The 11847-nt window shown below is 70.9% G+C and carries 9 protein-coding genes; 4 read left to right on the plus strand and 5 right to left on the minus strand.

Annotated elements, in window-relative coordinates:
• Positions 1-109: 109 nt before the first annotated feature.
• The 3 genes from ACQ0O7_RS35430 to ACQ0O7_RS35440 all read left to right on the plus strand — a co-directional run bounded on the left by ACQ0O7_RS35430 (position 110) and on the right by ACQ0O7_RS35440 (position 4263).
• Positions 110-2725 carry a M14 family zinc carboxypeptidase gene (locus ACQ0O7_RS35430; protein WP_430788940.1) on the plus strand — a complete coding sequence of 872 codons (2616 nt, stop codon included), beginning with the start codon at positions 110-112 and terminating at the stop codon, positions 2723-2725.
• Positions 2726-2858: 133 nt separating this feature from the next.
• Positions 2859-3749, plus strand: coding sequence for a serine hydrolase domain-containing protein (locus ACQ0O7_RS35435; RefSeq protein ID WP_430788942.1), 891 nt, complete (start codon positions 2859-2861; stop codon positions 3747-3749).
• 28 nt (positions 3750-3777) lie between these two features.
• A complete protein-coding gene (locus ACQ0O7_RS35440; protein ID WP_430788944.1) occupies positions 3778-4263 on the plus strand; it encodes a hypothetical protein in 486 nt (161 codons plus the stop codon).
• A gap of 46 nt (positions 4264-4309) precedes the next feature.
• Here ACQ0O7_RS35440 and ACQ0O7_RS35445 read toward each other — a convergent pair whose 3' ends face one another.
• From ACQ0O7_RS35445 to ACQ0O7_RS35455, 3 genes are read right to left on the minus strand one after another with little or no spacing between them, the layout of a single operon-like run.
• On the minus strand, positions 4310-5026 hold the full coding sequence (locus ACQ0O7_RS35445) for a lysophospholipid acyltransferase family protein (RefSeq protein ID WP_430788946.1): 717 nt from the start codon (positions 5024-5026) through the stop codon (positions 4310-4312).
• Between the two features lie 9 nt (positions 5027-5035).
• Entirely contained in the window at positions 5036-6973 is a 1938-nt protein-coding gene (locus tag ACQ0O7_RS35450) for an ABC transporter ATP-binding protein (RefSeq protein ID WP_430789022.1), read from the minus strand.
• Positions 6974-6975: 2 nt separating this feature from the next.
• Positions 6976-8742 (minus strand): ABC transporter ATP-binding protein, encoded by a 1767-nt coding sequence (locus ACQ0O7_RS35455; protein WP_430788948.1) that lies wholly within the window; start codon positions 8740-8742, stop codon positions 6976-6978.
• A gap of 97 nt (positions 8743-8839) precedes the next feature.
• Here ACQ0O7_RS35455 and ACQ0O7_RS35460 point away from each other — a divergent pair, with 97 nt between their 5' ends.
• Positions 8840-9778 carry a lamin tail domain-containing protein gene (locus ACQ0O7_RS35460; RefSeq protein ID WP_430788950.1) on the plus strand — a complete coding sequence of 313 codons (939 nt, stop codon included), beginning with the start codon at positions 8840-8842 and terminating at the stop codon, positions 9776-9778.
• Here ACQ0O7_RS35460 and ACQ0O7_RS35465 read toward each other — a convergent pair.
• Complete coding sequence (locus tag ACQ0O7_RS35465; protein WP_430788952.1) at positions 9769-10392, minus strand: thymidine kinase; 624 nt, start codon at positions 10390-10392, stop codon at positions 9769-9771. The two genes, ACQ0O7_RS35460 and ACQ0O7_RS35465, sit on opposite strands and share 10 nt — an antisense overlap.
• Positions 10393-10461: 69 nt before the next feature.
• On the minus strand, positions 10462-11847 hold the full coding sequence (locus ACQ0O7_RS35470; protein WP_430788954.1) for an NAD(P)/FAD-dependent oxidoreductase: 1386 nt from the start codon (positions 11845-11847) through the stop codon (positions 10462-10464).

Raw genomic sequence — 11847 nt, forward strand, 5'->3', positions numbered from 1 at the left:
TGACAGCAGGGAGCGCGATGACCTTAACGGTATGGTGAATCAACCCCATAGATCGTTGCGCATCCGTCGGGGCCCGGAGAGGGTCGGGTCATCCCAACGGAGGTGCTTTGTGGACTTGTCCCGAACGCTCGCCGGATTCGGTGCCGCGTTGCTCGTCACAGCCCTGATCGCCGACCCGGTGACGGCCGCCGCGCCCGGCGGCACCCCATCGGACCGGACCCCGTCCACCCGCGACTTCGGCAACGGGGCCGACCGCAACGAGATCGCCGCCATCGAGCGGCAGACGCTGTCGGACCAGGCCCTGTCCGCTCAGATGCTGTCGGCCCAGACGCTGCCGGACCAGATCCTGTCGGACCAGGGGCTGTCGGCCCGGACTCTGCTCGGCGGCCCGGGCGGTCCGGCCTGGAAGCTCAGCGGCAAGAAGGGCTACCCGCGGCAGTCGAGGCTGCCGGTCTGGCCGGAGAACCCGGACGACCGTTCGATCAAGCTGGGCCTGGTGCCGTACCACGCGATCGCCCCGCGGTTGAACGCCCTGCAGAAGTCCTCGGACCGCGTCTCCGCGGAGATCATCGGGAAGTCGGCCGGCGGCCGTGACCTGTATCTCGTCACGGTGACCGCGCCGGAGACCGCGGCCGAGGCGGCCCGGCAGGACCGCTGGCGCGCGCTGATCGAGGACGACCCGGTCGCCGCCAAACGGGACCGGGCGCTGAAGGCCGGTTACAAGACCCCGGTCTGGATCAACGCGAACATCCACGGCAACGAGTGGGAGGGCACCGACGGCGCGCTGCGGGTGATTCAGCGCCTGGCCACCGCGAAGGACACCGCGACCAGGGAGTTCCTCAAACGCAGCCGGGTGTACGTGACGGTCACCAACAACCCGGACGGCCGGGTCGCCGGCACCCGGGCCAACGGCGCCGGCTTCGACGTCAACCGGGACCACGCGACCAACTCGCAGCCGGAGTCCCGGGCGGTGCGCGACGTGGTGATCGGCACCCAGCCGTTCATCATGCTCGACGAACACGGCTACACCGGCACCACGCTGATCGAGCCGGCCACCCCGCCGCACGGGCAGAACTACGAGTACGACCTGTACATCAGGCACGCCCTGCCGAACGCCCTCGGCATGGAGAAGGCGATCCAGAAGCTCGGCCACCCGGAGACCACCCGCGCCGACATCCCGTTCCGGGACTACGCGCCCGGCGACTGGGACGACTGGCCGCCGATCTTCACCCCGATGTACGCGATCTATCAGGGCGCTGTCGGCCACACCGTGGAGATCCCGCTGCGGGTCAACAACGCCGACTACACCAACCTGCCGGTCGAGGAGCTGCAGCGCCGGGCCCGGATCAACACCGATGTGGCGGCGGCGACCATCGAGGCGGCCCTCACCTACGCCGACACCAACAAGGCGAGCCTGCTGGCCGGCCAGATCGAACAGTTCCGCCGCGGCTGGGCCGGTGAGCCGTCACCGGCGATCCCGGACGGTTTCGTCGACGGGTTCGGCCCCGAGGACCGTTACTCCACCACCTTCCCCCGGGCGTACGTCATCCCGGCCGGCACTCCGGCCGCAGCCCGCCTGGTCGACCACCTGATCGCCCACGACGTGCGGGTCAAGCAGGCGGTCACCGGTTTCTCGGTGAACGGCCGCCGTTACGGCAAGGGCACCTACCTGGTGGACATGCGCCAGCCGAAGCGTGGCCTGGCCAACGTGCTGCTGGAGGCCGGCCGCGACATCTCCGGCCTGGTCCCGCAGATGTACGACATCTCCGGCTGGAGCCACGGCCTGCTCTGGGGCGCCGCCGTCGACACCAGCCGTGCCGCCTACCCCCGGGTCGCCACCAGGACGGTGACCGGGGCGGCGGCCACCGGTGCGGTGGACGCCCCGCGCGGCCGGGAGCTCAGCCTCACCCTGCGCGACGGCAACGACGTCCGGGCGGTCAACGAGCTGCTGGCCCGGGGGATCAAGCTGCGGCGCACCGACGCGAGCACCGTCGTGGTCCCGGCCGAGGCACGGCCCGAGGCCGTCGCGGTCGCCAGGTCCACCGGCGTCCGTTTCGGCGCCGCCCCGCGCGGCGCCGAGGGTGAGGTGTTCGACCGGCCGGAGATCGCCGCAGCCGTCTCCGCGGACGAGCTGTTCGCCCTGAAGGAGATGGGCTTCACCGTGCGGACGGTGTCGACGGCCGTGCTCAACGCCGGTTTCGACCTGACCACCACGGACACGCTGATCGTCTCGTCCGGGCTGTCCTACACCGCCCTCAACCCCACCGCCAGGGCCTCGGTGGACGCCTTCCTGGCCCGGGGTGGTGGGGTGCTGACCCGTGGCGCCACCGGCGCGGCCTTCAACACGGCGGCCAGGGTCCTGCCGGCCACCGCGGTCTCCGGCCGTGGTGACGCCAACGGTGTGGTCCGTGTCGAGAACACCGGCCCGGTGGTCGGCGCCGGATCCCTGCCGTACTCCTTCGTCTACTCACCTCTCTGGTTCACCGGATCCGGATTCACCGTGGAGCAGCGGTACGGCGGGACCCCGCTGGTGGCCGGCCACTGGCTGCCCACCGCCGCCGGCACCAACGGCCCCGCCCAGGCGGCGGGACAGGCCGCGGTGATCTCCGGCAGCACGGCGGGTGACGGCCGGGCGGTGCTGTTCGGCACCGAGCCGCTCTTCCGGGCCCACCCGAAGGGTCTTTACGCCCAGTACGCCCGAGCTCTCCTCTGGACCGCCTCCTAGACGGCTAGACGGCCCCGCCCGGCCCGGTCGCACTCGCGGCGGGGCCGGGCGGCGCACCAGCCCGGAGAGCCGGCCGCCCGGTGGGGAGACCCTGTCGCCACCACCCCCGGCGACATCGGCTAGACATGGGCGGATGACCGACGATCTGCTGGCCGACTTCATCCGGGCCGACCGGGAACAGGACCTGGGCACCTACGGAATCCACGTCCACCGGACCGGCCGGCCACCGATCGAGCACCGATTCCGCTCCGACGACCGGGTCAACCTCTACTCGGTGACGAAGACGTTCACCGCCGTCGCCGTCGGGTTCGCCGAGGCCGAGGGCCGGCTGTCCCGCGACGACCGGCTGCTCGACCACATGCCCGAGCTGCGCCCGCTGGCCGCCGACGGATTCGAGGACGTCACCCTGGGCCACCTGATCACGATGATGAGCGGTTCCGGTCTGCGCTGGCACGCCCACGAGCGCATCGACGCGGCCGATCTGCTGCATGAGATCGTCGCCGCTCCGCTCGTCGCGAAACCCGGTGAGCGGTACGCGTACACCGGAACCGGTCCTTATGCGGTTGGCCGGGTGATCGCCCGGGTGACCGGTGCGGATCTCCACGCGTACCTGATGCCTCGTCTTTTCCGGCCGCTCGACCTGCACAATCCCGGCTGGCATCGTTGTCCGCTGGGTTTTCCCATGGCCGAGAGCGATCTGTTCCTGAAGACGTCGGAACTGGCCCGCCTCGCCCGCCTGCTGCTCCAGGAGGGCGAGTGGGAGGGGCAACAGATCCTCACCCCCGATTTTGTACGGGGTATGACCGCCGACCCGATCCCGACGGGCTATTCCGGTCATCTGTCCCACGGATACGGCTTCGGCGTGTGGATGGGACGCGACGGCACCTACCGGATGGACGGCGCCTACGGCCAGTTCGCGGTGATCGTCCCGGCGAAACGGGCCACGGTGACGGTGACCGCCCACTCGATGCGCGACGGCGACCTGCTGACAGCGGTCCACGACCTGGTCATCGAGCGCCTGTGAGTTGCGCTGCCCAGGCATGATGCAGCCGATGAGGATGACGATCGGGGCGGTGGCGGCGGCGGTGGTGCTCGCCGTCGGTGGGCTGTGCTGGTCGCGGTCGGGGCCGGAACAGTCGCCGCCACCCGATCCGGCGGTCGCCGCCGCCCTGGCGGACCGGCTGACCCCGCTGATCGAGGCGGCCGGGGCGCAGTCGCTGCCGGCCGGTCAGCGGGAGGCGTGCGGGGTCCGGGTCCTCGGCACCGAACCGGAGGTCACCACCGCGGCCGGCGCGACCACGGTGTACGCGTGGGCGCACTGCGCCACCCTCGGCGCCGAGGTGCGCGGCGAGTCGATCGCCCCGGTCCGGGTGATCCTCAGCCCGGAGGTGCGGGTCGAGGTGGCCGGCCCGTGGGACTACAGCGACGGCCGGATCGCCACGATGTTCCCGGAGCGCCTGCACGACGCCTTCCTCACCGGCGATCGCCCCGCCGGCCTGGAGGCCGCACTCCAGGCCCGGCTGTCGGTACGGCGCTGAGTGTGGTCGTGTCCGGCGCGGATCGCACCGGAGACGGCCACACGATCTAGACGCGCAGGGCCTCGGCGATGCGGTTGCGGGCGGCGTCGCGCAGGCTGGGTACGTCCGGGTAGTCGGCCGGATCCAGCGGTGGCAGGACCTCCACCCGGGCGTCGACCTGTTCGCGCAGCACCAGGCCGTGTTTGGGCAGCGCGCGGCCGGTGCCGTGGACGGCTATCGGGAAGACCGGGACCTGGTGGCGTACGGCAAGCTCGAAAGCTCCGTCCTTGAACGCCCGCAACCGACCGTCGTCGGTGCGGGTGCCCTCCGGGAACAGCAGCACCGGCGATCCCTGCCCGAGCAACTCACCGCAGCGGGCCATCATCCGGCGCACCGAGTCGCCGCGGCCCCGGACCAGCGGCACATACCCGTTGAGGCGCATGTTCCAGCCGATCACCGGCACCTTGAAGATCTCCACCTTCGAGACCCATTTGTACGGCCGGAAAAGGTCGAACAGCACCAGGATGTCGACGAGCGACGCGTGATTGGCCACCAGCACCGCGGCGCCCCGCCACGGCAGCAGCTCCCGCCCGGTGGTGCGCAGCCGCCACAGCGGGTTCAGCCGCACGTAGAAGACGGCCCACGCCGACGAGTACAGATGCAGTGCCACCTTGCGGCGATCGAACGGCGCGGTGACCGCCCACACCAGCAGCGCGCCGAGGAAGAAGACCGGGCAGGTCAGCACGATGACCGCCCAGTACAGATACGACAGGACCCGAAGCATCCCGCGAATCTATCCGGGCCTGTTCGCGTGGGACCGCCAGGTGGCGTACATGGTGGCGTAGCGGCCGCCGGCGGCCACCAGGTCGTCGTGGGCGCCCTGTTCGATGATGGTGCCGGCGTCGACGACGATCACCCGGTCGGCCCGGCGGGCGGTGGACAGGCGGTGGGCGACCAGGATGGCGGTCCGGCCCTCCAGCAGGCGCTGGATCGCCGCCTCCACCCGTAGCTCGGAGCGCAGGTCCAGGCTGGACGTCGCCTCGTCGAGGACCACCACCCGGGGCTCCGCCACGAAGACGCGGGCCAGGGCGATCAGCTGGCGTTCGCCGGACGACACCGACTGGCCCCGCTCGTGCAGGACGGTGTCCAGGCCGTCGGGGGAGCGGTCCACCAGGTCGCGCAGGCCGACCGCGTCCACCGCCGCCCACACCGCCGACAGCGGGGCGCCGGGACGGGCGAAGGTGATGTTGTCGCGGATCGTGCCGGCGAACAGGAACGGCTCCTGCGGCACCACCCCGACCTGCCGGTGCAGGCTCTCCAGGGTGACGTCACGCAGGTCGTGGCCGTCGATCAGCACCGCACCGTGGTCCGGGTCGTAGAGGCGGGTCACCAGCTTGGCCAGGGTGGACTTGCCGGCGCCGGTGGGGCCCACGCAGGCGATGGTCTCGCCGGGGGCGATCTCCAGGGTGACGTCCCGTAGCACCGGGCGGCGGGGATCGTACCCGAATGTGAGGTTTCGCAAGGTCAGACCACCGCGGACGGTGGGCAGCGGGATCGCCTCCGGTCTCTGCCGGACCACGGGGGCGGTGCGCAGCAGGCCGCGCAGTTTGCCGAGGGCGGCGCGGGCCTGCTGATAGTTGGTGTAGAGCTGAACGAGTTGCTGGACCGGCTGGAAGAACGCGTTGAGGTAGAGCACGAACGCGGTCAGCTCGCCGATCGTGAGGGTGCCGCGCAGCACCATCCGGCCGCCGAGCAGCAGCAGCACGGCCAGGCCGAGCAGGCCGATCACCGAGGTGCCGGGGCCGTAGACGGCGTTGATCCGGCCGGTGTGGTCGTTGGCGTCGCGGTAGGCGCCGACCACCTCGCGATGGCCGAGCACGCTGCGGTCGCGCTGGTTGTGGGCGGTGATGACGCGGACGCCGTACAGGCTCTCGGTCAGGTGCGAGAAGAGGCCGGCGATCGCGTCGCGCTGACGGTTGTAGGTGACGTCCGCGGCTTTGCGGAACCAGAGCGACAACCACACCAGCGGGGGGACGACCAGCAACAGCGTGATCGCCGCCAGTGACCACGAGTAGTGGATCAGCACCGCGGTGACCACGACCATGGTCAGCCCGTGGATGAGGAACTGGGCGAACCCCTCGGCGAGCATGTGCTGCAGCGCCTCCACGTCGGAGGTCATCCGGGTCATCGTGACGCCGGCCTTCTCCCTGGTGTAGTAGTCCAGGCTCAGCCGTTGCAGGTGGGCGAAGACCCGGACCCGCAGATCCCGGGTTGCGTACGCGCTGAGCCGCCCGCTGGCCCGGATCCGGATCCCGGAGGCGAGGGCGGTGAGCAGCACCGAGACGAGGAAGGCGACGGCGGAGAAGACCAGCCACGGCACGTCCCGGGCCATGATGCCGTGGTCGATGCCGATCTGCACGAGCAGTGGGCCGATCTGCAGCAGCAGCGCCTCCAGCAGGACCGTGAGGGCCGCCGTGATCAGCAGGAGGGGCCGTCCGGACAGCAGCGACCAGAGGGTGAGGCGGCCGGTGTCCGGGGTCTGGGTGAACGGTTCGCCGGACGCCTCCCGGACCGGTTCGGTCGCCTCCAGACGAGCGACCCCGGCGGCCAGTTCCGGGGGGATGCCGCTGAACGGGTTGCCGCCGGAGCGGCGGGCTCCAGTGCCGCCCATTCCGGCGATCGCCCCCGAGCCGGGACCGCCGCCGGGCCCGCCGAATCCACCGCCGAACATGCTCACGCGGTCACCTCCGACGCCAGGACCCGGGCGTAGCGCGGCTCGCCGGCCAGCAGCTCGGTGTGGGTGCCGGTGGCCACCGCGCGACCGTTCTCGATCAGCACGACCCGGTCCGCGAGGCCGATCGTGGCGAGCCGGTGCGCGACCACGATGGTGGTGCGCTCGCGCATCAGGTCACGCAGCGACTCGTGGATCCGGTGCTCGACCCGGACGTCGATCGCGCTGGTCGCGTCGTCCAGGATCAGAATCGGCGGGTTGACCAGCAGGGCGCGGGCGATCGCCACCCGCTGGCGCTGCCCGCCGGAGAGGGTGTAGCCGCGTTCGCCGACCACACTGTCGTACCCCTCGGGCAGGTCGGTGATGAACTCGTGCGCTCCGGCCGCCCGGGCGGCCTCGGTCACCTGCTCGCGGGTCGCCACCGGATGACCGAAAGCGATGTTGTCGTGCAGCGACATCGAGAACAGGAACGGCTCGTCCGGCACGATGCCGACCCGCTCCCGCAACGTCGTCAGCGGGTAGTCGCGGACGTCGACCCCGTCGACCAGCACCCGCCCACCCGCGGTGTCGTAGAAGCGGGCGGCCAGCCGCGCCACGGTGCTCTTGCCGCCGCCGGTGGCGCCGACCAGCGCGACCGTCTCACCCGGCCGGACGTGCAGGTCCAGGCCGTCGAGGGCGAGAGTGCCGTCCGGGTACGTGAACCGCACCCCCTCGAACCGCACCGCACCCCTCGGCGGCGGGGTGACCGGGACGGCCGGGTCGACGATCTCGGCCGGCGTGTCCAGGATGTCGTAGACGCGCTGCGCCGACGCGGCCGCCCGCTGCCCCATCATGATGATCATGCCGAGCATCCGGAACGGCGGCTGCAACATCAGCACGTAGGAGTTGAACGCCACGATCGTGCCGACCGTGGCATCGCCGTCGAGCACCATCAGACCGCCGGTCAGCAGCACCATCGCCAGCCCGAGCCGGGGCAGGTTGTCCATCACCGGCAGCCAGCGGCTGCGCACCGCGGCGTCGGTGACATACGCCCAGCGCACCTTGTCGGCGGCCGCCGCCAGCAGGTTCACCTGCTGTTGTTCGGCCGCGAACGCCTTGACGATCCGGACGCCCTGGACGTTCTCGTCGACGACGGTGGCCATGCGAGCCAGCCGGGACTGGATCAGCCAGGACACCGGGAAGCTGGCCGCGCGCATCCGGACGCCCAGGAACCCGACGAGCGGCATGGTCAGCATCGCGACCACGGCCAGCGGGGCGTTGATCGACAGCATCAGGACGAAGGCGACGCCGGCGATGGTGCATTGGACCAGGATCGACGGGCCGAACGCCAGGTACATCTGGATGGCCCGGATGTCGCTGGTGGCCCGGGAGATCAGCTCGCCGGACTGGACCCGGTCGTAGAAGGCGTACGACATCCGCATCAGGTGTGTGAACACGATGTTGCGCAGGTCGTACTCCATGTCGTACGCCGTGCGCAGTAGGTAGAGGCGCGCCAGAAAGTTGATACCTCCCTGAGCTACGGCTAGCCCGCAAATGAGCCAGACATAAACCTCTAAATCGGCTGTACGTTGTACGAGAGCCCCGTCGATGGCCACCCGCACCAGATCGGGGATCTGCACCTGCACGATCAACCCGGCGAACGACAGCACCAGCGACGTGACGAGCAGCCCCCGGTGCGCGCGCACGATCGGCCAGGCGCGCCGCAACCAGCTCTTCGATGGGTCCGGATCGATGCCGGCTCGGGGTGCCCGGCGGGTGGCGGCGCTCAAGCGGTGGCTCCCTCGACGGTGTTGATGTTTAGCCTAGCTAACGACCTGCCGGGGGAGAATGCCTAAAACCACCAGTGACACGGACGATGGAGTCGTCATGTTCCGACGCCTGGCGGTCCTCGCCGCCACCGCCGCGCTCGCCGTCACCGGCACCGCCGTCCCGGCCCGCGCCGCGACCACCGCCTGCACCGCCACCGCCGGCGGCCCACGCTGCCAGGTGTGGACCGGCACGGTCGACTGGGTGCCGGACGGCGACACCCTGCGCGTACACCTGGACGGCGGCAAGGCCACGTCGCAGATCTCGGTGCGGGTGCTCGGCATCCAGGCGATGGAACAGCACGTCTACTCACCCAAGCCGGAACGGCGCCGGGGCGACTGCCACGCGCTCGCCGCCACCGCCCGGGTCGAGAAGCTGGTCAAGGCCGGTGGCAACCGGGTCCGGCTGACCTCGCTCAAGGCCGCCAGCGTGAGTGGCTCCCGTCCGCTGCGCTCGGTAGCTGTCAAGATCGGCGGGAAGTGGACCGACATCGGCCAGGACCTGGTCCGCGGCGGGCACGCTCTGTGGCTGCCGTTCCCCGGCGAGTGGGCGATGGACGGCATCTATCACGCCGCCGCGAAACAGGCCGCCGCCGCGGGCCGCGGGCTCTACGACACCGACGCGTGCAAACCCGGCCCGGCGCAGAACAGCGGCCTCACCCTGACCGTCAACCCGGACGCCGAGGGCGACGACGCCCAGAACCTCAACGGCGAATGGTTCAAGATCCACAACCCGTCGGCCGCGGCGGTCCCGGTGGCCGGCTGGTGGGTGCGCGACTCCGCGCTGCGCCGTTACACCTTCCCGGCCGGTACGGTCGTCGCGCCCGGCGGCGACCTCTACGTGCACGTCGGCACGGGCAGGGACACCGCCACCCGCAAATACTGGGGCCTCACCCAGCCGATCCTGTCCAACGCCGACCCGGCCAACCACAGCGTCGGCGACGGCGGCTACCTGTTCGACCCGCACGGCGACCTGCGGAGCTGGATGATCTACCCCTGAGGGCCGGCGTCGCCCTCCCGCCAGTGCCGCCGGCACAGCACCCGGTAGATCACCTCGGCCGCCGCCGACGTGTCACCGACCGCCACCTGCGCACCCGACCGGGCCACCCGCCCGTCCTCGATCCGGGCGTTCTGCCGGCCCCGGCGCCCGCACCAGCAGTTCACCTCGACCTGCAACGACACTATGTTGTCGGCCAGCTCCAGCAGCCGCCGCGACCCCGGGAACAGGTGCGACTGGAAGTCCGTGGAGATGGCGTAACAGTCGACGTCCACACACAGCTCGTCCACCGCCCAGGCCAGCTGCTCGACCTGCTCCGGCCGGAGGAACTGCGCCTCGTCGACGATCACGAACCCGCCGGGCGGCACCTCATCGGCGATCAGCGCCGTCAGCTCGGTGCCCTCGGTCACCTCGATGGCGTCCGCCGCCACCCCCAGCCGTGACGACAGCACCCCGAAACCGGCCCGGTCCATGCTGGTCAGCAGGATCCCGGGCCGGCCCGCCTCGCGGCGGTTGTACGCGTTCTGCAGCGCGAGCGTCGACTTGCCCGCCCCCATGCTGCCGTGGAACAGCGACAGCTCGTGGAAGACCGGTGCGAGGGTCCTGGCTCGGGGCACCACGGGGCTGGAAACAGTGACCGGGACCAATGGTGAGCCTTCCTCAGGACTTACGCGGGCCGGTACACGCTACCTGGCCTGTTCACCGACCGTCTCCCTGGCCGATGCCCGGTCGTCCGCCGCGGCCTCCGCGCGCCGGAACGGATCGCCGTACGCCCGGATCGCCTGGCGGGCGAACGCCTGCTGCTGGGTGGCCACCCGCTCCGAACGGCCACGCCCCAGGAAACTGACGAACCAGTGCAGCACCGCGGTCACCCGGTTCTTGAATCCGACCAGGTAGAACAGGTGCACCGCGACCCACACCACCCAGGCCGGGAAGCCGGACAGCCGCAGCTTCCACACACTCGCCACCGCCGAGAAGCGCGAGATGGTGGCCAGACTGCCCTTGTCGAAGTAGCGGAACGGCTGACCCGTCTCCTTCCCGGTCAGGCGCCGCTTGATCTGGTCGGCGGCGTGCCGCCCGCTCTGAATGGCGACCTGCGCCACACCCGGCAGCGGCTTGCCGTCCTCCCCGGCCAGGTTCATCATGTCGCCCAGCACGAAGATCTCCGGATGCCCGGGCAGTGAGGTGTCCGGCGCCACCATGATCCGGCCGGCCCGGTCGGTGGCCACCCCGGTCGCCGCGGCCAGCTTGCCGGCCAGCGGCGGCGCCGCCACCCCGGCCGCCCACACCTTCGTCATCGCCGGGATCCGCTCCCGCTCGCCGTTGAACTCCACCTCGATGCCGGTCGAGTCGACCGCCACCACCTTGGTGTTCGTCCGCACCTCGACACCCAGCTTGTCCAGTTCCGCCTCGGCCTTGCCCGACAGGTGGTCACCGAACGTGTTGAGCACCGCGCCGACCGCGTCCACCAGCAGGATCCGGGCCTTGCGCGAGTCGATGTGCTTGTACTGCCCGGGCAGGGTGCGGTGCGCCAGCTCGGCGATCTGCCCGGCCATCTCGGTGCCGGTCGGGCCCGCGCCGACCACCACGAACGTCATCCAGCGCTCGATCGTCTCCGGATCGGTGTGCAGGTCGGCGACCTCGAACGCGCCGAAGATCCGGGCCCGCAGCTCCAGGGCGTCGTCGATGCTCTTCATGCCCGGGGCGTGATCGGCGAACTGGTCGTTGCCGAAATACGACTGCGAGGCCCCGGCGGCCACGATCAGCGTGTCGTACGGCACGGTGTAGTCGATCCCCGGCCCCGCCACCGACACCACCTTGCGGTCCACGTCCACGTCCTGCACCCAGCCGAGCCGGACGTCCACGTTCCCCTGCCGGCGCAGCACCTCACGGATCGGCGGGGCCACCTCACCCTCGGACAGGATGCCGGTCGCCACCTGGTAGAGCAACGGCTGGAAGAGGTGGTACGCGGTCCCGTTGATCAGGGTGATCTCGACGTCCGCACGGCGCAGCGCCTTGATCGCGAAGAGACCGCCGAATCCGGCCCCGACGACTACCACTCGATGAGTCAT

It is taken from the genome of Actinoplanes sp. G11-F43 (assembly GCF_050589265.1).
GTDB lineage: Bacteria > Actinomycetota > Actinomycetes > Mycobacteriales > Micromonosporaceae > Actinoplanes.

What these genes read in the sequence shown, in the direction of transcription:
- ACQ0O7_RS35470 (WP_430788954.1), bottom strand. Translation starts at nt 11,847, where the DNA reads ATGACTCATCGAGTGGTAGTCGTCGGGGCCGGATTCGGCGGTCTCTTC.
- ACQ0O7_RS35440 (WP_430788944.1), top strand. Translation starts at nt 3,778, where the DNA reads ATGAGGATGACGATCGGGGCGGTGGCGGCGGCGGTGGTGCTCGCCGTC.
- ACQ0O7_RS35460 (WP_430788950.1), top strand. Translation starts at nt 8,840, where the DNA reads ATGTTCCGACGCCTGGCGGTCCTCGCCGCCACCGCCGCGCTCGCCGTC.
- ACQ0O7_RS35450 (WP_430789022.1), bottom strand. Translation starts at nt 6,973, where the DNA reads ATGTTCGGCGGTGGATTCGGCGGGCCCGGCGGCGGTCCCGGCTCGGGG.
- ACQ0O7_RS35435 (WP_430788942.1), top strand. Translation starts at nt 2,859, where the DNA reads ATGACCGACGATCTGCTGGCCGACTTCATCCGGGCCGACCGGGAACAG.
- ACQ0O7_RS35445 (WP_430788946.1), bottom strand. Translation starts at nt 5,026, where the DNA reads ATGCTTCGGGTCCTGTCGTATCTGTACTGGGCGGTCATCGTGCTGACC.